This window comes from Cryobacterium sp. MDB1-18-1 (assembly GCF_004402735.1).
In the GTDB taxonomy this organism is placed as follows: domain Bacteria; phylum Actinomycetota; class Actinomycetes; order Actinomycetales; family Microbacteriaceae; genus Cryobacterium; species Cryobacterium glucosi.
In genome coordinates, this window is the sequence record NZ_SOFR01000047.1 from 1 (window position 1) to 18,246 (window position 18,246).

Genomic DNA, 18,246 nt, shown 5'->3' on the forward strand with positions numbered 1-18,246 from the left:
TTGCTTAGTCGGTACTCACTGACCATCCCACGGTGGCTCTTCGCGTTGAAGAAGCAACGCTCAAGAGCGGGAAACCACACCACTCACAGGGACGTAACCCAGGATCTGTTCCTGGGTCGCAAGCGTCACAGTGTTGTCGCTCTTGCGTGACCCTATGGGCAGCCGCCAATTCGGCGATTCTCCCCCGCAAGCGAACAGGCTCAATACCGACAAGTGCAACGACCGAACTTCGTTAAGATCCAAGCAATTCTCGAGGAGAACCGTCGTTTCGCAATCGTCTATCTCAAGCAGCATGATCCATCGCCCGACATGGGCGAAACGGTCGCCGACGCGCACCCTCACCTCATCGTTTCCACGTGCTCGCCCGCCTAAAACGAGCCCTCGATAGCGCAATGGAGTCGACCAGACGCTTCAAACCAAACCACTACCGCTCGAACACCATGTGTTCTATATTAGATAGAACAAACGAGGCGGTGAGCGTAATGATCCTCAAGGTGGACCTGAACAGCGAGTTGCCGATTTACCAGCAGCTCAGGGACCAGGTCGTGGAAGCTATCGCCGATGGTGTGCTGACCGAAGGCAGTTCTTTGCCGGCCACGAGGACGCTCGCTTCTGACTTTGGGATCAATTTCCATACCGTCAACAAGGCCTATGATCTTCTGCGGAAGGAGGGACTGATTCGGCTCAATCGCAAATCCGGTGCCGTGGTGATAGCGATGGTAGCGGACGGGACGTTCCCCTCGGAGTGGACAGCACGGGCCCGGACTCTTTTGGCCGAGGGCATCGCCAGAGGGATGTCGGCCGATGAGGTTCTTCAAACGTGCCGGTCCCTGCTCGAGTCATTCAGTGCCAAGAAACGGGAGGACACGCCATGAGCGTCGCCATAATTTTGAGTCTCGTTCTCTTGGGACTTGTTCTCCTACTGGCCCTGGTGCTGCCATCGGTCACAAGTCCGACCGTGCCCTTCGGGGTCAGAGTGCCAGCCGAGCATGCAGGGGAACTCACGGTAACAAGGCAGGCCCGCATCTATCGGCGGAGAGTACTAATTGGCGGCCTCGTCGTCGCCGGGGTCGGTGTCGGTATTTTCGCGCTGACGGGGCAGCCGGTGTTGCTTCCCTTGTCGGTGCTGGCGCTTGTCGGCCTCTGGTACGGGTGCTTCTATCTGGCCAATCAGGAGATCCGAGCCGCGAAAGCCGCCGGACGGTGGTTCGAGGGGCGCCACCAGGGCATCGCGGTGGACATCGGATTACGGACGGAACCTCTGCGGTTCCCGTGGCTGTGGCTGGCTCCGGCCATAATTATTACCGTCGGGACGGGAGTAGCTGGAGTGCTCCTGTACCCGTCGATGCCCGACGTCCTCGCGGTGCACTACGGCGCGAAAGGTTTGCCCGACAGGGTGACCGTGAAGTCTGTTGGCACAGCCTTCTCCTTGGTGTTCATGCAGATCGGTTTGACAGCTCTGTTCGCCGCCATGGCGGCGGCGATCGTCCGCAGCAGGCCCGACATCGATCCAGCGCGCCCCGTCGGCTCCGCTGATTGGTATCGGCGGTACAAGGCGCTGAGCGCCAAAGCAGTCCTCGGGCTTGTCGCGATGATCGACGTGGCGATGCTTGGATCATCGGTACTCATGTGGACCGGCACTGTCACACCGTGGGCGCCACTGGTCATCGCATTCCCGATCCTGGCCGCAGTCGTGGTTTTGGTCTTGGTCCTGGCGAGGAACAACCGGGACCGGGGCGATGTCGCCGAACCAGAAACCGGCCTGACGCACCGCGACGACGACAGGTTCTGGCGCGGCGGCTTGTTCTACATCAACCGTGAAGACCGTGCACTGCTCGTTCCACGCAGGTTCGGACTTGGATGGACTGTGAACCTCGGCAATCCCAGAACCGCGATGCTCCTGGCCGGCTTGCTCGCGCTGATCACTCTTGTGATCGTCCTACGTTTCGACGGCTAGACGCCACTGGGACCCTAAGAGGGATCCTTGACGATGAAGGAAGCATTCGTGAGGAGAGTCGTCGGTCGACCCGGGTGTCCGAGGTGTCACTGTGCCCATTGGAAGCGATTTGCACTGTCCTTGCCGTCGAATGAGCAGTGGACCATGCTTCGATGACACATGCTTCGATAACAGGCTCAAATCGCGGAGTGCCACGTCAGAAGGAGAAGCACAGGCTGCGACCGTGTTCGCAGGAATTTGCTACCGTCTCCGTGAAATGTCCTGTCTCAATGCATCGTGGACACGCTATCTCATGACATCGTGGACACGATGTCTCACAGCTTCGGAGACAGCTACGCCGGTGATAGTCGGGCGTCGCGACCGAAACCCTCTACCAGGAACTCATCAACGCGGGGGCCACCGCCCTCATCGGCGCCGGCCGTTTCGAACGCTCCGAGGACCGCACCACCCAACGCAACGGCGCCCGCCCGCGTCTGTCGACGACCACCGCCGGAGACCTGAACCTGAAGATCCCCAATCTGCGGCAGGGTTCATTCGTCCCCGCGCGCCTCGAGCGCCGCCGCCGGGTGGACAGGCCCTGTTCGCCGTCGTTATAGAGGCTTACCTCCACGGCGTCCCAACCCGGAAAGTCGACGACCTGGTCACGGCCCTCGGCGCGGCTTATCGGGAAACCGGCGGGCGTCGGCGAGGGCGCCCTCCCAGAACTCGTCGAAGTCGTCTGGGTCGGCAGCGAGCGAGCGGTACTCACGGAGTTCCGGCAGGCAGGGGTTTTAGCGGGGCATGGGAAAGGACCTTTCAAGCGTGCAGTGCGAGCCCAGCTTCGAGCTCGTACACGTAAGGGCGGATTCCGCCGGTACTGCGGACCTGATGCGAGCGCAATCCCCGACGGACTTTGCACCTCGACGGCAGGACCGACACACCTAAGAATCTCTGGTCAGCCCCGGCCCGTCTCGCGTTTCTTGTAGTAGTCGCGCCAGATCAGCCGGTGAATCGGGATCCACCGTGGGATGTCCCGCAGGCCGGGGATGAACGGAACGAGCGTCAGTAGCACGCTCAGCAGGAGCATCAGGAGAACGACGAGCAGGTCGGCGTTCGGGGCGGAGGCGAATGGCTCGACCTGGTACCAGAAGGAGAAGAGCCACAGCCAGGATTGTCCGGGCGTATTCCCTGTTTCGTTCATCATGCCCCACTGGTCGCCGGTGAGGTGCTGGGCGTTCGCGAGGTCGCTGAAGTAGGCGCCGTCGCCGAGGAACAGGATGGTGCGGGTGTAGTCGGAGTTGTAGAAGGACTGCTGGGCGTTCAGGACGCCGTCGAGTGCGCCCTGGCTCGCCATCGTGAGCAGAGCACCGGTGAGGACCGGGACGGGCCCGTAGCCGCCGGTGGCGACCTGGGCGGGGTCGCCGTCGGGGGCGTTCGTGAGGGCATCCGTGTATGCGGCGGTCCAGTCGGTCTTCTGGGTGTCGATCGCGGTGTTCCACGCGTCGAGGGCGGCGCTCGGGGGTACGTTGAGGGTCGTCAGCGGGGTGATCACGAGGTCCTGCGCCGTGTCGATCGGCAGTCGCACTCCGGAGAAGCTCTGCAGGTCGAAGGCCCCGATGGTCTGGGTCGCGTCGGGAGTGTTGTTGTAGGGGGGCCCGTAACCGGCGGAATCACTCGTTCCGCCGAGCTCGGCGGTCGCCGTCGCGACGAAGTCCGCCGGTTCTGCCTGCGCCCAGGACTTGAGGGTGACGCTCGGTTCGTCCGGCGAGCCGACGATCGCCGAGAGACCCACGATGAGGAGTCCGACGACGACGAGGGCAACGGTGAGTTCCTTGAAGAGGTCGTATTCGCGCACCCTTCCGCGCCAGGGGCGTCGGGCGAGGGCGTCGCGATTGGAGCGGGACGTCGTTGCGGTGCTCATCGCGTCGCTTCCCTCTGTTCCGGGTTCGCGTCCGGTTGGGCCGCTGGACTGTGGCCGAGCGCTGTACCGTCGCCGAGCAGCACGTCGCCACTCAGCTGGGCGTCGCTCTCAGCCGCGTCGATCGGGGGGACGACCCCGTGCATCCGCACCAGGATCACGTGCAGCGCGACGACGGCGCCGACCGCGAGGGGCAGCAGCACGATGTGGAAACCAAAGATCTGGCCGAGGTCGGCCACGTTGAACCAGGCTCCGATGCCGGAGGCGTTGAGTGCGTCCTTGCCTTCGAAGGCGATCCACTGCGAGTCGAAGTTGGTCTGGAGCAGGTACCCGGTGAATGCCGCGACGATCGAGACGAGGAAGGCGGCCACCCCGGTGATCCAGGTGAGCGTTCGCCCGCCTCGCCAGGCGGCCATCCAGTACTTGCCCCAGAGGTGCACGACCATGGTGATGAAGAAGACCTCGACGCTCCAGAGGTGCACGCTGTTCACGAAGTGGCCGAAGTCGGAGATGTGGTACCAGGCCGGGCCGTTCAGGCTGAGCACGACCCCCGAGACGACGATGAACACGAGCGAGACGATGGCGCCCATGCCGAAAACGTAGATCCAGGATGCGACGTAGCTGGGCTGGTCCTGTGGCAGCAGCTTGTCGGCGGGCAGGTGCTTGAGCAACCAGCCTCGGGCTTTACCCGTCCAGGTGTAGTACTCCTCGGCGGGTTCACTCTTCTGCTCCTCGCGGATGCTCATGGGCGTTTCTTCCCACTCGGGAACGGGAGCACCAGGGCGAGCAGAAACAGCACGATGATCACGATGATCACGATGAGATTGCCGAGCTGGATCTGGAATGCCCCCCAGCCGACATAGATGCCTGGACTGTCCTGAGTCGCAAAGTAACTGATGAGCGGATGCATTGCGGCTCCATTGCTCGGGATATCAGCCAGCCACGGGTGGATCCGAGCGGCTGTGCCCCGATGAAATTCACGCTATTCCCGTTCGGGAAAATCTGCTCATCATTCCGTGGGGAAAGAACCTGAGATTACGTTCAGGAAGGAGTGCTGCGGAGGGTGCGTTCAGGACTTCGGGTGGGCGCCGAGTTTGCGCGAAGGGATCAGCTCTGGCCTTCGAGGATGATCTGCGCGCATCGCTCCGTCGCAGGGTTCACGACGATCGGCACCATCAGGTTCACGGTCGTGCCGCCCTGGCGCGGGTTGGTCACGACGAGAACGAGCGCGTCTTCGGGGCCGGCGAGGTCAAGGGAGTGGGCGTGGTCGTCGGTGATGACGGGGGAGTAGTCCGGTAGGTAGATCACGGCGTCGAGCACGAACAGCCGGGTCTGCCGGTCGTCCGCGGACTGCAGCGTGTAGAGGCCGTCCGCGCCGGTTATCTCCGTGAAGTCGAACTCGGTCAGCGAGTCGAGCCCGGGCGGTGGGGAGACCAATGTCAGGGTGGCGCTCACTGGCCGCGGTGTGATGCACACCTTGCAGTACGTGGCGTCGAGGAACACGGAAAGGTAGCCTGTCACGCCCAGGTGCCGGTCGCGGAACGCGGTAACTTCCCCGTCCAGATCCGCGCAAATTCGCGACACTTCGAACTTAGAGATCCCGGTGTCCGTGCCTAGGGCGTTGACGAGGCTCGACCGTCGAGTCGTTCGCGAAGATCTATCACCACCGCATTGGAGTGCCAGCGGGGTCGCAATCAGAGACGGGACTGCCGAGCTGGGTCGGTCCTCCGCCGGTAGGAGTGGACGGAGACAATCGGGAGACTCGCGCCTAGCTGCACGCCCAGGCCGAGCTCATCCACGACCGGACCCAGGCGTTGGTTGATACTGTGACCGCGAAACCGGAGCCGTGGAGGGCGAAACTGCGCCCCTCCCCGGATGACGCCTCCCTGCAGAAGGCGTGGCGGTGCGACCTTGGCAACGTGGTTGCTTTCCGCGACCTGAATCAGATCACCGACACCGAGTCGCCTCTCGGCGCTGTTCGCACAGATGACGATGCCTACACGGCGGCCGCCGCGTCGCTCGAGCGTCTCCGTGTTGTTGAGGACAACGCTGCGGCGGAGGCGAGTCGGCGCGTGGCCGGTCTCCGGGCGCGGCTGTCCGGGGACACCGATTTGGGAGGAGCCGTCGATGTGGCCGAGCGTGTGCGGCGCCTACGCGAGCGTCACCTCGAGCAGGAAAAGCCCGCCTCAAACGACGACCCAATTCAACGCGGTCCCGGCCACCGCCCGACGGTTTAGGTAGTTACGGGGCGGGTGGTGTTGCGTCCATCCACGTCGCTGCTTGGGAGATCCATGAACCGGAGACGATGTCTCCAGCCAAGAGCGGGTTCAGGCAGACCGCGGTGAATTCGAGGGCAGCGTCGACGTCGCGGAGGGCCGGGGGCAAGGCTGCGAATCGTCGAACGGCCGCCGTGTAACCGGTGATCCAGGACGCGGCTGGCAGTTGCATGGTGTGTGGTAGTTCGATTCCACGACGTCGAGATTCAGCAACGAGAGCTGTGCGGGTTGCTGCGGCGTCGAAGGTTGTTGAAGTGATGATTGTGACGAGATCAGCGAGGTCACGGTACCTGGTGGAGGGCCCCTGCTGCTGCCCGTACGTGCTGTACATGGCGCAAACCTTGTCCGCGATCTGATCAGGCAGCGGGTAGATCCGGAACGGGGGCAGGGGTGCCACATCGTCAATCTCGATGATTGGCTCGACGTTGAGGGTGTCGATCCCGGCCACCAACTCCAGCTGGGTGGAGAGGTCGATCGGGAAGGCGCCCACTTCATGGACACCCAGGTACACGGTGGCTTTGATCGTGGCTCCTTCCACGCCGCCGGTCATGCTCACCGGTTCGCTGAGCACGAACCGATACTGGTCCAGACCCGAGAGCGCTGCGATCTCTTGCAGCTCATCGACGGCCGTTGCCAGGTCTGCCGTCCGGTGGAAGAGATCCAGGTCTTGGCTGTGTCGGCTGCCGGGCAGCCGCATCAGTAGCCCGGTTCCACCCTTGAGGACCCACATCGAATCAGGGCTGGTGAACACGCGAGCGAGAAATCGTTGCAGCAGGAACTCCCGGGACAGTTCGTTGAATTTACGTCGTCGGAGGGCGGCCGCGATTTTGAGTTTGTCGGTGACGGCGCGTTGGAAAGCAGCGGGCGTGGAGTACCGGGGTTCACTCATTCTCTGAGTCAATCATCGGCCTGCGGGCTCACCTGCCGGGCGGCAGTGACCGCCAGCTGGTCCATGATTTCCTGCACCCGGTTGTTGGCCAGCCCTTCGGAGACCGCGGGGATCCCGGCTTCATCGAGGAAACGTTTCAGGAGAGCGTCTCCGTCGCTGGCGGGGGCACCGTACTTGGCCGCGAAGGGCGCGAGCTGGCGGCCGAGCTGCCCCATGCTGACGCCGGCCGTGATGATTGCGTCTCGGGCCACCACGGCCAGATGTCCACCGTCGATCCCGGCCGCGGCGAGATCTACAACGGTGCGAGCAGGTGTCGTGACGGGCAGACCCGTTTTTTGAGTCCAATCGGTTTTCGGAACGTGGCCGCGGTGAATGCGAACATCCTCGCGTCGACTCTGCTTGCGGCTACCCACAGTGAATTCGTGGACATCCGCTTCGATGTCCCCGAGGCCATGCAGCTCAGCCGCAGAACCGTGCGAGACGACCGGCACCCCGGGGATATTGATGCGCTCATACGCTGGCACCCGCGGGTCGAGGGCAAGCCATGCCGCCTGCAGATCCCGGTGCCGATCAAACGGTACGCCGGCGACCACATACAGGCCATGCTGCAGCCGCACCAGGGCGCCTTGCTCAGCGAACCTGGCCAGCTGCGCCGCCGTCACGCCAATGCTGCGGGCCTGCGGCGTGGTCAGCAAACCCCACTGCGAGGAGGCAAGATCCTGCACAACCCGAAGCGCATCCCGAGGTTTCATACTTCAATAATTACACCCAGAGCGTGAATATTGAAGTAATGGGTGCAGTATCAGTGGTCGCAATAATCACCTCTTTACACTTTGCTGGAAGAAAAAGTGCCTCCGATCAGGGCAAACTGACATAATTAACATTATCAGTCATATTGGGTGTTATATCACCTGTGATATTACCTGTTGAAATGCTAGTGATTCTTGCTATTGGGTCCGTGATGCGGAAGACTCTCGGTTATGAGCATTCCTGTCTCCGCTGCGCAGCCGGGTTATCGCGCGTACGAGGACTCTGTGCGGCTGGATACTGGCGGGATTGTCACGGGTCTCCGCGAGCTCCTCGGCGCCCAGCTCGTCGCTTATCTGGGCCGGGTGTCGAACACCCGCTCTGTGCGTGAATGGGCGGATGGGTCCCGAGCACCTGGCGCGGACGTCGTCCAGCGATTGCGTACCTCTTTTTATGTGGCCGGCATTTTGAGTGAACGTGAGAGCGCGACGATTGTCCAGGCGTGGTTCCAAGGGATGAATCCGGAGTTGGGTGACAAGTCTCCGGCGGCCTTGTTGCGTGGTGAGCCGTTGGTTGTAGTCGGGCCGATCGTGGTCGCTGCGGCACGGTCGTTCATTGCTCACGGGTAGGTGCCGATGTCGACGCGGGTGCTTGGCGGGCTATTCGCCTTGTCTGGTGATGAAGTCGGCCATGCCGGGCACGGTGAATGCGACGAAACCGCGTTCGGGCGTGTAGATGTGTCCGCTCCGTATCAAGTCTCGGCGATTGACGGAGAGGTCCGTAGTGCGTTTCTTCCGCAAACGGGTCACGAGTTCGGCCATTGATGAGGGGGCGTCGTTGTCGGTGGCCATTGCGGACATGAAGGCCCGCTGTGTCGGGGTGGCCCGCTCCCATCTCGATTGATAGAGACCCTGCTCGACCTCAGTTCGCGCTGACTCGATGCCGATTTGGGCGTCTTGAAGAGTAATGGTGTCCGTGGCTCGCACGGCCCAGACGTGGCTTCCACAGGCTTGGATGAAATAGGGGTATCCCCCAGTGGCCGTCACCGCTGCATCCAGGGCATCAGGCTCCCAGTCGACTCCGTTGGCACGAGTCGGGGCGGTGAGGGCGTCAGAGGTTGCGGCGGTGTCGAGCAACCCGATCTGGCGATAGTCATAGAGGCGCTCCGCGTAGCTCGTTGCATCGGCGAGCACGGCAGGCAGGGACGGCAACCCTGCCCCAACGAAGACGACGGGGACGGGGAAGACATCTTGGCCCAGATTGTGCAGGGCCACGTTGAGCGCAGCGAGGTCCTCGAATGAGGCTTCTTGGAGTTCATCGACGGCCAGCAAAATGACCGTGTTGGCCTCACGCGCAGCAAGCCCAATGGTTTCTAGGAGCTCTTGGAGATCGACGGCGAGATCGCCGCTGTCAGCCACGCCAGGCTCAGGTTCGACGTCGACAGTGAAGGAGTAGGTCCCTGACGGGTTGACACGCACTTGGAAGGAACGCAGCACGCTGGCGGCCTTGGACCAGAGCGCTTTTGCGCGGTCAGAGCTTGAGAGGATTCGTCGAAGTGCGAGGTGGAGTTCCTTGGCTAATGCTACGGCCAACGGCTTACCGCTCGAGGCTTCGACCTTCACAAAAACCAGCTTGAGTTCGGCTGCATCGCGTCCGAGCTGGTTGAGCAGCACGGTCTTCCCCACCCCGCGGAGACCGGAGAGGATCCAGGGTCGTTCCCCCTCCCCCGTTTCCCGCGCCTGGTAGAGCCGGTTACGGAATTCACTGAGGACGTCCGACCGGCCGGCAAGAACCGGTGGCACCCGTCCCGCGCCGGGCTTGAAAGGGTTCGTCGCAAGTTCCATAACTAAAACGATATAGCCCCGAGTAAACGAATCGTTTACTCGGTCATAGAATTCCTTATAAAATGGCGCACGGGCGCGAAAAGATGCTTCGGGAAACTCGGCGGAATCCGCCAATGAGTCGTATCCTGCTTCGACAACCTCACAGGAAATCTCGCCCTTAAGGACCACGGTGGACCGCCGTCCCCGGCGTCTACTCCCGCGTTGCCGGTCGCCGCCTCGCCCTTGCCGCATGAATCTGGCACAACTGGCTCCTCGGAACCCCCAAAAAACGATGCCTCACCGCATACGACCAGATCTTTCGCGGGAGAGAAACGATGAACAACGCCGTCTTTGCGTAGGTCACGAGAAGGCCTGCAGTCGGCCGGTTCCGAGCTGTAGTCGGCCAGTATTCCGCCGATCGTGACCACCGATCTGACCGAGAATCGATGCCACTTGTGAGTGCCGGCGAGGGCATGAATGCCTCAGGGCCGACCCCGTGTGAGGCCGGCCCTGATGCCGTTGGATGCTGCAGCGGTTATGGGATTATTTGGTGAGCGGTGCGAGTTTCGGGTCGTTCGCGTAGGCCTCTGCTGCGTTGGCCTTGGTCACGATGACGGGCGGTAGCAAGAAGGCGGGGACGACCTTCTTGCCGTTGTCGTAGGACTTGGTGTCGTTGACCTCGGGGGTTTCGCCCTTCTGAAGTTTCTGGGCCATGGTGATCGCTTGGGTGACGAGCACGCGAGTGTCCTTGTTGATTGTTGAGTACTGTTCGCCTGCCATGATCGACTTGACTGACTCCGCTTCGGAGTCCTGACCCGTGACCACAGGAATGGGCTTACCGGAGGACTTCACCGAGGTGATGATTGCCCGTGCGAGCGTGTCGTTGGGTGAGAGAACTCCATCGATCGTCTTGGTTCCGTAGGTGCTGGTCAGGAGAGAGTCCATCCGGCTCTGCGCGTTCTCGGCCTTCCAAGCGGCGGTCGCCGTCTGCTTGATGTCGACCTGGCCGGAGCCGACGACGAGGGTGCCGTCATCGATCTTTGGCTGGAGGACGCTCATGGCGCCTTTGAAGAAGACTGCTGAGTTGGCGTCGTCGGAGGAGCCTGAGAACAGTTCGATGTTGTACGGGCCGCTCGCCTTTTTGGCCTTGAGCCCATCGATCAGTGCCTGGCCCTGGAGGGCGCCCACCTTGAAGTTGTCGTAGGCGACGTAGTAGTCCACGTCGGCGGTGTTCAGGATGAGCCGGTCGTAGGCGATCACGATCGCGCCGGCGTCGTGGGCTGCCTTGACCTGGGTGCTGAGCTGGCCGCCGTCGGCAGCGCCGATGATGATCACCTTGGCGCCCTTGGTGACCATCGCGGAGATCTGGTCTTGCTGGTCCTTGACCGTGGTGGACGCGCCCGCATACTGCACGTCCCCTGTGAAGCCCGCAGACTTGAGACCGTCTTCGAAGAGTCCGCCGGCGAGGACCCAGTTCTCCGACGTCTTTGACGGAAGGGCGACTCCGATCAACGAGTCAGCGGCGAAGCCGGCCGCTGCAGCCGTCGATCCGCTGCTCGTGTCGCTCCGGGTGGAACACCCGGAGAGTGCCATCAGTGCCACCGCGGCTATTGCTGTGGTCGCGAGGAGTTTTTTCATGTGTGTTTCGCTTTCTTCTCAGTGGTGTTGGGCAGGGTGGTGAAGGTGTGGGGAGAGGGCGCGGCCGAGGTCACGACGACAGGGTCGCCGTGGGCCTCGCGGTGTCTGGTGTTCCAGATCCGGGCACAACGAGGGGTGGTTCGGGCGGGAACTCATTTGTCTTGCGGTTGCGGGTGAGGAGTCCGATGATTGATGGTCGGCCTTGGCTCTTGTTCAAGACGTCCACTCCCACTGCGACCAGGAGTACGAGGCCCTTGATGATCTGTACGCGGTCCGCGCCGACACCAAGCAGTTGCAGGCCGTTGTTAAGCACAGCCATCACGAGCCCACCGACGATGGAACCGGTCACGGTGCCGATGCCGCCGGACACGGCGGCGCCTCCGATGAAGACCGCGGCGATCGCGTCGAGTTCCCAGCTGAGGCCGTCCTGTGGACCAGAGGCGACCGAGCGGGCTACGAAGATCATCCCGGCCAGGGCCGCGAGGATCGACATGTTCATCATGACGAGAAAGTTGACCCGGCGGGACTTGACGCCGGAGAGTTCGGCCGCGAGCTTGTTTCCGCCGACGGCGTAGATGTGGCGTCCGAAGATCGTGTTCTTCGTCACGAAGGCGTAGAATAACACGAGTACTCCGAGGATGATTCCTGAAACGGGGAAGCTCGTTCCGGTGCGCCCACCCGCGAACAGTACCGTCGCATATACGACGACGCTGCTGAGGAGTACGATCTTTACCGCGCTCACCCAGAGTGGGGCGGGGCTAGAGCCCATGATCCGCTGCACCTTTCGGCTGCGCCACTCAGACATGACCACGGCGATCACGACGATCAGTCCGAGCAGAAGCGTGAGGTTGTTGTACCCCGTGTACGGGCCCACCTCCGGGAGATATCCGGCACCGATGACGGTGAAGCCTTCTGGGACGGGGACCGTGTTCGCGTTGCCGATGAGTTGGTTACCGCCTCGGAATATGAGCATCCCGGCGAGGGTGACGATGAAGGCCGGCACGCCGATATAGGCAACCCAGAAACCTTGCCACGCCCCAATTAGGGCACCAACGACGAGGCCGAACACGATGGCAACCGGCCAAGGGAAGTGCCAGTCCTGCATTGAGGTCGCCACGACGATGCCGGCAAAAGCCGCAACGGACCCGACAGAGAGGTCAATGTGGCCCGCGATGATGACCATCACCATGCCGATCGCGAGGATCAGGATGTAGGAATACTGGCTAACGAGGTTGATCAGGTTGCCCGAAGACAGTGTCAGGCCGTGCGTCAGGTATTGGAACAGCACGATGATCGCGATCAGGCTGAACAGGATCCCGAACTGGCGCAGACTGGACCTGCCGCCGCCGAACATTCTCCGCAGGTCACGGATCCCTCCGCTCGTGTTCTTTTCGGTATTCAACTGCTGGCTCATTTGCTGTAGGCCTTCTTTCGGGCGCTGGTCATGCTCTTCATCAGGGTTTCGGGGTCGGCCTCCGCCGCGAGGATGCAATTGGTGATTGCTCCCTCGAAGACCGTGTAAATGCGGTCGGCGAGGCCCAGAAGCTCGGGCAACTCCGAGGAGATCAGGACCACTCCCTTACCCTGGGAGGCCAGTTTCTGGATGATTCCGTAAATCTCGTACTTCGCGCCGACATCGATGCCCCGGGTCGGCTCGTCAAGGATCAGCAGGTCGGGGTCGGTAAACATCCACTTGGCCAGCACGACTTTCTGCTGGTTACCGCCCGAGAGCTTGTTCACACCCGCGTCCACGCTCGACGTTTTGATTCGTAGGCTCGTGCGGAAACTTTCCGCGATTGCGTATTCCTTCTCGTCGTTGACAACAGGCCCGCGGGAGATCTTAGACAGCTTCGCGGACACGATCGACCGTTTCACGTCATCGAGCAGGTTCAAACCCAACGCCTTGCGATCCTCACTCACGTAGGCAAGACCGTGGTCAATGGCATCCGAAACGCTGCGCAGCTCGATTTCCACGCCGTCCTTGAATAGGCGGCCTGACAAGTAGTTGCCGTAGGAGCGACCGAAGATACTCATCGCAAGCTCCGTTCGCCCGGCACCCATCAGGCCGGCAATGCCGACAATCTCGCCCCGGCGAACAGTAAGGCTCGAGTTCTTCACGACCATCCGCTCGGGCACCTGCGGGTGCTGCACGTTCCAGTCGCGTACCTCGAAGAACACCTCGCCGATGTCGGGGGTGTGCTCCGGGAACCGGCTTTCGAGGCTCCGGCCGACCATGCCGCGAATGATTCGATCCTCGTTGACGCCGTCGTTGACGACGTCGAGCGTTTCGATGGTCTTGCCGTCGCGAATGATGGTGATGGAATCGGCGACCTGCTCGATCTCGTTCAGCTTGTGCGAGATCATGATGGAACTGATGCCCTTGCCTTTGAGCCCCCGAATCAGGTCAAGCAGATGCTGAGAGTCCGCTTCATTGAGGGCCGCCGTCGGCTCGTCCAGAATCAGGACCTTGACCGACTTGTTGAGCGCCTTGGCGATCTCAACCAACTGTTGCTTACCGACGCCGATGTTCTTGATCAAGGTGTCAGGGTCATCGCGGAGGCCGACCCGGGCAAGAAGTTCCAAAGCGGTCTTCTTGGCCTTGATCCAATCGATGGCACCCCATCTGGTGGGCTCATTGCCGAGGAAGATGTTCTCGGTGATCGAGAGTTCAGGGATGAGCGCGAGTTCCTGGTGGATAATCGCGATGCCAGCCGCTTCGCTGGAGCGAATGTCCTTGAAATGGACGTCCTTTCCCTGGAACACGATGTCCCCGCTGTAGGTGCCATACGGGTAGACGCCCGAGAGCACCTTCATCAGGGTCGACTTGCCCGCCCCGTTCTCACCGCAGATCGCATGGATCTCCCCCGCCGTCACCGTGAGCGATACATCGGACAACGCTTTAACCCCGGGAAACTCTTTCGTGATCGAGCGCATTTCCAGGATGACGGGCTCGCGCGCCGCACGCCGCTCACCGGACATAGTTGTGCTCCTCACTTGTCGCGATCGTGGACCACGGCGGTTTGTCCAGTGTCGAACGCGGTACCGAAATGATCGTCAAATGGCCGGGCACATCACGCGGGGTTGTTGCTGAGACGTAGCCGCCAGCGTCGCCGTGGGAAAGAAGCATCGAATCGCAGAAGGAGACGTGCGGTGTCGCGTCCCGAGAGTCGGCACCGAAGGTAACCTTCGCCGCGCCCTCACCGGCGTCGATCGTGCCTGATTTGACGGCGGAGTTCCTGTTGGAAGGCTCGTCAACGGGGATCGCCTCTACCCTCGAAATTGTCGTCTCCGGCTGACGCGCGTGAGCCGATGGCGGCGTACGGAGCGCGCCGTTCACACGAAGTCGAGGTGTTCCGGAAGTGAGACGGCTTTTAGCCAGTTGGCCCCATGAACCCGAGCTCCCCGCACCGTCCAGGTTCCTGCCGGGCGCGCACTCTGTGCGTAGACGAGGCTTGCTCATACCGTGCCGCAACGGATCTCCTTCGATCGGGACGATGCAACCCAAAAAGTATCTGGGCCAATCGCAACGCTAGCACCACTACGAGAAAATTAGACAACGCTGTCATTGAGATGAGCGCGTCTCGGATGACCAAATCAGCTTCGAGACCGGCACTGTCCCAGCGGCCTCCCGGCCGACCCTTGGGTCACCTCGCGCGTGTGGCCGGGGGTTCAGGTCGAACAGTGCCCCCCCGTTCAGGGTCGGTTCGGCACACTCCGTGCTCATGGTCGAAACATCTGCGTTCTGGAGTGAGCGAGTTGTCTTTGTTGAAAGTCTTCGACCGCGCGCCGAACCCTACTACGCTCCCGGAATATATGACAGCGCTGTCTATTTTCGTTGATGCTGAAAATCGTGTTTTTGACAACATAATCGGCAGGATTGCGGACGCCACCGAAAGTATTCGTCGCACCAGGTGGCGGCCGGTGTGATCCACAGGTGCTTGATAGCGGTCACATCGTGCATCTCGGGACGCGGAACGACCTCATGAGACTCGGCAACAAGTATGCCCAGATCGTCTCGCCCGATGGATAGCTCAAGCGAACGTAAGCCGCACGGGTGGCAGGCGCGGGCAACGGGTAACGGGTAAGTCGCCCGCTCGGCAGATCAGACTGGCGGGCGAATCTCGCCGGAACCGCGATGCACGAGGTGGGTAGGAATTTGGATCTGCCGGATGAAGGCGGTCGGGTCCGTCAGCCTGTCGAGGGCCAGCTGTGCAGCTGCACGCCCGATTTCCATCGTGTCGTAGGCGACCACGGAAATATCGAGTGCGTCGGCGAGGTCGAAGTCGTCAAATCCGATGAACGCGACCCGCGGCTCGCGACCGCGGAGGAACCGCACCGCTCCCGCAGTGGCACGATTGTTGCCCGTCACCAGGGCAGTGGGCGGCTCTGCCTGTTCGAATAAGCTCGCCACCGCTCTCTCTGCGGACACAGTCGGATCGTCGTTGCATCGTTCGTACCGCGTGTTGTCGCTGATGCCGACTTCGGCGAGAGCTTCACGATAGCCCGCGAGCCGCTCGCGCACGGTATAGATCTCAGACGGGTTGCTCACGAAACCGATTCTGCGGTGCCCGAGACTGATGAGGGAACGCACAGCATCCCGCATTCCGTCACGATTCTGGAGAACGACGGAGTCGGCCAACAGGTTACTGGCAGGCCGGTCGACACTCACGATCGGAGTACCCAGTTGGCGTTCTCCATCAAGGTAGGACTGGTCCGACGCCACCGGGATAAGCACAAGCGCCCGGACTCTCTGGGCAAGGAGGGCATCTACAACGCCTTCCTCGCTATCGGCCGCGTCATCCGTCGTAGCGAGCACCATGGTCAGGCCGTTGTCAGCCAGGGCGCGCTCAATGCCGGCGGCAACGTGAAAGTAGAAGGGATTCGTGATGTCACCGATCACGAAGGCGACCGTGTTTGACACGCCGCCGTGACGGAGGCTGCGAGCGAGGACATTGGGCCGAAAGCGCAACTGCTTTGCAGCGGCAAGCACTCGCGCCCGAGTAGCGGCACTCACGACACCGTCGGAGAAAACACGCGATACCGTCTTCGAACTCACATCTGCCAACCGGGCAACATCGGCCAGAGTCGCTCTCGGTTGCGTCGTCATGGTGTCTCCCCAGCCGGTCACCATTCAGTCTAACCGATACCCCATGTCAAGGTCAGACACAAGTCTCAAAGTTCCGGGGGCCGCAAGTGTCACCGAGGCCGTGTCCCCCCTAGCTATCAGGGCCCAAAACCCCCAGATATCAGGGTCCAAATCCCTCGGTGGTACAGTGAATTCGCGAGAGACAGCGTTGACATGATCGTGCATGCTGCGGTTCGCTCTTCCACGTCTGGAGCTATTGCACAATGTCCGCCACCTCCGCACGGGCCGAAGCTGCTCCGGCCCTCCCACACTCCTTTCGGTATCCGTTCGGCCCGGCCTGGACCGCCACCGCCACAGTAGATCGGGTCATGGGGTGGGACGCGGCGGAAGTGATCGAACCGAGCGGAACTACCCGATTGTTGTGTTGCCGGCCGAGCTCGACTGTCTCGACGGCGTCGCGGAAAAGTGCGACAAGTTGTTCATTCCTCGACGCACGATACCCAAGCCGTCCGGGCTTTCCGGTCGAGCCTCTCGGCTGGGCACTACTTGGGGCGTCGTCCGGCACCGAGCAGCTGCGCTGCTATGAGGACATGTTCGACGCGACGGGCAGCCGGGAGTGACTGGCGCATCCCACCGCGTTGCCATTGACGCGGGACAGACCGGCATTCGTGCCGTGCTGCAGAGTGGCGAGGGCCGTCAGGAGACGTTCAATTTCGAAGGCATCCGTACCGATCGGGACCTTGTCCCGCAACTGTCGGACATTCTGGCCCGGATCGCAGGTGCCGCCGATGTTCGCATCGGCACAGTGAGCGCGGGCATTTCGGGCTTCACGCAATCCGATGCCGAGGCCGCCGCCCTGCTCCGGCTCGGCGGCGACCTCGGGGTACGGGAGGTATTCCTCGCCCATGACTCGGTCACCTCGTATCTTGGGTCCCTCGGCGACACCCTTGGGGCTGTGATCGCGGTCGGCACCGGCGTGGTTACCCTCGCGGTCGGCGCGCACGACGTGGCACGAGTCGATGGGTGGGGCTATCTGATCGGCGACGCGGGCAGCGGCTACTGGATCGGCCGCGCCGCCCTCGATGCCGTCGTCCGCGACTACGACGGGCGCGGTCAGGCGACCGACCTCACCGCGGCCGTCCGCTCGGAATTCCCGAACCTGGAAACCCTCTATTTAGAGCTGCAGGCCGATCCGAACCGGGTCAGCCGCATCGCGTCCTGGTCGCGCGCGGTCACCGCGCTCGCCCCGACGGACACCGTCGCTGCCGCCATCTGCGACGCCACCGCCGCGGAACTGGTGCGCTCGGTGCGCACAGGTCTCCAGCGTGTCGGACAAGCCGCCCGCGCAGCGCCCGTTGTCGGCGGTCTGGGCGGGGTGCTGCGCGCGCCCGAGATCTCAAGTCGCTTCGAGCGGGACCTGCGTGCCCTCTGGCCAGCGGTCGACCTGCGCTTCCCCACCGCTAACGGCCTCGACGGCGCCACACTCCTGCCCCACCTCGCCGTGCAGAGTGCTCTCCGCGGACTCGTGTCCATCGCCCGAGATTAGCTAGGGCTTGATCAAGGCTTTCGCAAACTATCAGTGAGTCCAAAGGGAACGAGCACCAGGATACCGATCACCGCCGTGATCACCGCGACGTTCTTGCTGCAATGGATGCCGAGCCCGGAGTCCGTAAAGCGGACGACGTCGACTTTGGTATCACGCGGTGAAGCTAGCCCTCGTTGATAATTTTCAGGCGTTACAGAGAGCCGGAATGCACTCCAGCGTCTCTCGAAGTTGATCGACTTTGTTTGTGGTGAATGGTTCGATCAGATGTCGCCTGACTGCAGCGGCATGGCGGAATTTGTCAAGGTGAATGAGGCCAGCGTGAGTTTAGGCGGCTAGTTTCGGCTCGTCTTCTTGAGCTTCGGCGGGCTTGTTGATCCAGGCCGTGTC

At 62.1% G+C, this 18,246-nt stretch carries 16 protein-coding genes and 3 pseudogenes; 7 read left to right on the forward strand and 12 right to left on the reverse strand.

Features of this window, described 5'->3' with window-relative positions; genetic code table 11:
* Positions 1-482 precede the first annotated feature (482 nt).
* The 3 genes and pseudogenes from E3O50_RS12140 to E3O50_RS12150 form a co-directional block, all read left to right on the forward strand.
* Entirely contained in the window at positions 483-875 is a 393-nt protein-coding gene (locus E3O50_RS12140; protein WP_134446631.1) for a GntR family transcriptional regulator, read from the forward strand.
* A complete protein-coding gene (locus tag E3O50_RS12145) occupies positions 872-1,957 on the forward strand; it encodes a DUF5808 domain-containing protein (protein ID WP_134446632.1) in 1,086 nt (361 codons plus the stop codon). The genes E3O50_RS12140 and E3O50_RS12145 overlap by 4 nt, the downstream gene beginning before the upstream one ends.
* A gap of 359 nt (positions 1,958-2,316) precedes the next feature.
* Positions 2,317-2,612: pseudogene (locus tag E3O50_RS12150) on the forward strand (transposase); the annotation flags it as partial.
* 279 nt (positions 2,613-2,891) lie between these two features.
* Here the strand turns inward: E3O50_RS12150 and E3O50_RS12160 are convergent.
* The 5 genes and pseudogenes from E3O50_RS12160 to E3O50_RS12175 form a co-directional block, all read right to left on the reverse strand.
* Positions 2,892-3,857, reverse strand: a complete 966-nt coding sequence (locus E3O50_RS12160) for a hypothetical protein (RefSeq protein ID WP_241975300.1) — start codon at positions 3,855-3,857, stop codon at positions 2,892-2,894.
* Positions 3,854-4,600 (reverse strand): cytochrome b N-terminal domain-containing protein, encoded by a 747-nt coding sequence (locus tag E3O50_RS12165; RefSeq protein WP_134446633.1) that lies wholly within the window; start codon positions 4,598-4,600, stop codon positions 3,854-3,856. Before E3O50_RS12165 ends, E3O50_RS12160 begins: the two co-directional genes overlap by 4 nt.
* Positions 4,597-4,764: a hypothetical protein gene (locus E3O50_RS19165; RefSeq protein ID WP_166787279.1), complete on the reverse strand. Its 168-nt coding sequence runs from the start codon at positions 4,762-4,764 to the stop codon at positions 4,597-4,599. Before E3O50_RS19165 ends, E3O50_RS12165 begins: the two co-directional genes overlap by 4 nt.
* A 197-nt stretch (positions 4,765-4,961) precedes the next feature.
* The gene (locus E3O50_RS12170; RefSeq protein ID WP_241975301.1) at positions 4,962-5,330 is read right to left on the reverse strand and encodes a flagellar assembly protein FliW; all 369 of its coding nucleotides are present in this window, start codon (positions 5,328-5,330) and stop codon (positions 4,962-4,964) included.
* A pseudogene (locus E3O50_RS12175) lies at positions 5,322-5,537 on the reverse strand (transposase); the annotation flags it as partial. The gene E3O50_RS12170 and the pseudogene E3O50_RS12175, both read right to left, overlap by 9 nt.
* A gap of 143 nt (positions 5,538-5,680) precedes the next feature.
* Here E3O50_RS12175 and E3O50_RS12180 point away from each other — a divergent pair.
* Entirely contained in the window at positions 5,681-6,091 is a 411-nt protein-coding gene (locus tag E3O50_RS12180) for a hypothetical protein (protein WP_134558678.1), read from the forward strand.
* Between the two features lie 4 nt (positions 6,092-6,095).
* Here E3O50_RS12180 and E3O50_RS12185 read toward each other — a convergent pair whose 3' ends face one another.
* Positions 6,096-7,019 (reverse strand): nucleotidyl transferase AbiEii/AbiGii toxin family protein, encoded by a 924-nt coding sequence (locus E3O50_RS12185; RefSeq protein ID WP_134446635.1) that lies wholly within the window; start codon positions 7,017-7,019, stop codon positions 6,096-6,098.
* An 8-nt stretch (positions 7,020-7,027) separates the two neighbouring features.
* Complete coding sequence (locus tag E3O50_RS12190; RefSeq protein WP_134446636.1) at positions 7,028-7,771, reverse strand: type IV toxin-antitoxin system AbiEi family antitoxin domain-containing protein; 744 nt, start codon at positions 7,769-7,771, stop codon at positions 7,028-7,030.
* Between the two features lie 228 nt (positions 7,772-7,999).
* Between E3O50_RS12190 and E3O50_RS12195 the strand changes: the two genes are divergently transcribed.
* A complete protein-coding gene (locus E3O50_RS12195) occupies positions 8,000-8,395 on the forward strand; it encodes a hypothetical protein (protein WP_134558679.1) in 396 nt (131 codons plus the stop codon).
* Positions 8,396-8,425: 30 nt separating this feature from the next.
* Here E3O50_RS12195 and E3O50_RS12200 read toward each other — a convergent pair whose 3' ends face one another.
* Entirely contained in the window at positions 8,426-9,610 is a 1,185-nt protein-coding gene (locus E3O50_RS12200; RefSeq protein WP_347233262.1) for an ATP-binding protein, read from the reverse strand.
* An 87-nt stretch (positions 9,611-9,697) separates the two neighbouring features.
* Between E3O50_RS12200 and E3O50_RS19925 the strand changes: the two are divergent.
* Positions 9,698-9,840, forward strand: a pseudogene (locus E3O50_RS19925) (IS982 family transposase); the annotation flags it as partial.
* 292 nt (positions 9,841-10,132) lie between these two features.
* On the opposite strand, the gene E3O50_RS12205 reads toward E3O50_RS19925, so the two are convergent.
* The 4 genes from E3O50_RS12205 to E3O50_RS12220 form a co-directional block, all read right to left on the reverse strand.
* Positions 10,133-11,227 carry a sugar-binding protein gene (locus E3O50_RS12205; protein WP_134450106.1) on the reverse strand — a complete coding sequence of 365 codons (1,095 nt, stop codon included), beginning with the start codon at positions 11,225-11,227 and terminating at the stop codon, positions 10,133-10,135.
* Positions 11,228-11,297: 70 nt separating this feature from the next.
* Positions 11,298-12,641, reverse strand: a complete 1,344-nt coding sequence (mmsB, locus tag E3O50_RS12210; protein ID WP_134558681.1) for a multiple monosaccharide ABC transporter permease — start codon at positions 12,639-12,641, stop codon at positions 11,298-11,300.
* Positions 12,638-14,206: a multiple monosaccharide ABC transporter ATP-binding protein gene (gene mmsA, locus E3O50_RS12215; protein ID WP_134558682.1), complete on the reverse strand. Its 1,569-nt coding sequence runs from the start codon at positions 14,204-14,206 to the stop codon at positions 12,638-12,640. Before mmsA ends, mmsB begins: the two co-directional genes overlap by 4 nt.
* A 1,123-nt stretch (positions 14,207-15,329) precedes the next feature.
* Positions 15,330-16,334, reverse strand: a complete 1,005-nt coding sequence (locus tag E3O50_RS12220) for a LacI family DNA-binding transcriptional regulator (RefSeq protein WP_134449298.1) — start codon at positions 16,332-16,334, stop codon at positions 15,330-15,332.
* Positions 16,335-16,929: 595 nt separating this feature from the next.
* Between E3O50_RS12220 and E3O50_RS12225 the strand changes: the two genes are divergently transcribed.
* On the forward strand, positions 16,930-17,859 hold the full coding sequence (locus E3O50_RS12225) for a BadF/BadG/BcrA/BcrD ATPase family protein (protein WP_134449299.1): 930 nt from the start codon (positions 16,930-16,932) through the stop codon (positions 17,857-17,859).
* The last annotated feature ends 387 nt before the right edge of the window (positions 17,860-18,246 follow it).

Coding starts and splice junctions, on each gene's coding strand:
- E3O50_RS19165 (WP_166787279.1), bottom strand. CDS start 4,764: ATGCATCCGCTCATCAGTTACTTTGCGACTCAGGACAGTCCAGGCATC.
- E3O50_RS12220 (WP_134449298.1), bottom strand. CDS start 16,334: ATGACGACGCAACCGAGAGCGACTCTGGCCGATGTTGCCCGGTTGGCA.
- mmsB (WP_134558681.1), bottom strand. CDS start 12,641: ATGAGCCAGCAGTTGAATACCGAAAAGAACACGAGCGGAGGGATCCGT.
- E3O50_RS12140 (WP_134446631.1), top strand. CDS start 483: ATGATCCTCAAGGTGGACCTGAACAGCGAGTTGCCGATTTACCAGCAG.
- E3O50_RS12205 (WP_134450106.1), bottom strand. CDS start 11,227: ATGAAAAAACTCCTCGCGACCACAGCAATAGCCGCGGTGGCACTGATG.
- E3O50_RS12200 (WP_347233262.1), bottom strand. CDS start 9,610: ATGGAACTTGCGACGAACCCTTTCAAGCCCGGCGCGGGACGGGTGCCA.
- E3O50_RS12165 (WP_134446633.1), bottom strand. CDS start 4,600: ATGAGCATCCGCGAGGAGCAGAAGAGTGAACCCGCCGAGGAGTACTAC.
- E3O50_RS12145 (WP_134446632.1), top strand. CDS start 872: ATGAGCGTCGCCATAATTTTGAGTCTCGTTCTCTTGGGACTTGTTCTC.
- E3O50_RS12190 (WP_134446636.1), bottom strand. CDS start 7,771: ATGAAACCTCGGGATGCGCTTCGGGTTGTGCAGGATCTTGCCTCCTCG.
- mmsA (WP_134558682.1), bottom strand. CDS start 14,206: ATGTCCGGTGAGCGGCGTGCGGCGCGCGAGCCCGTCATCCTGGAAATG.
- E3O50_RS12160 (WP_241975300.1), bottom strand. CDS start 3,857: ATGAGCACCGCAACGACGTCCCGCTCCAATCGCGACGCCCTCGCCCGA.
- E3O50_RS12185 (WP_134446635.1), bottom strand. CDS start 7,019: ATGAGTGAACCCCGGTACTCCACGCCCGCTGCTTTCCAACGCGCCGTC.
- E3O50_RS12195 (WP_134558679.1), top strand. CDS start 8,000: ATGAGCATTCCTGTCTCCGCTGCGCAGCCGGGTTATCGCGCGTACGAG.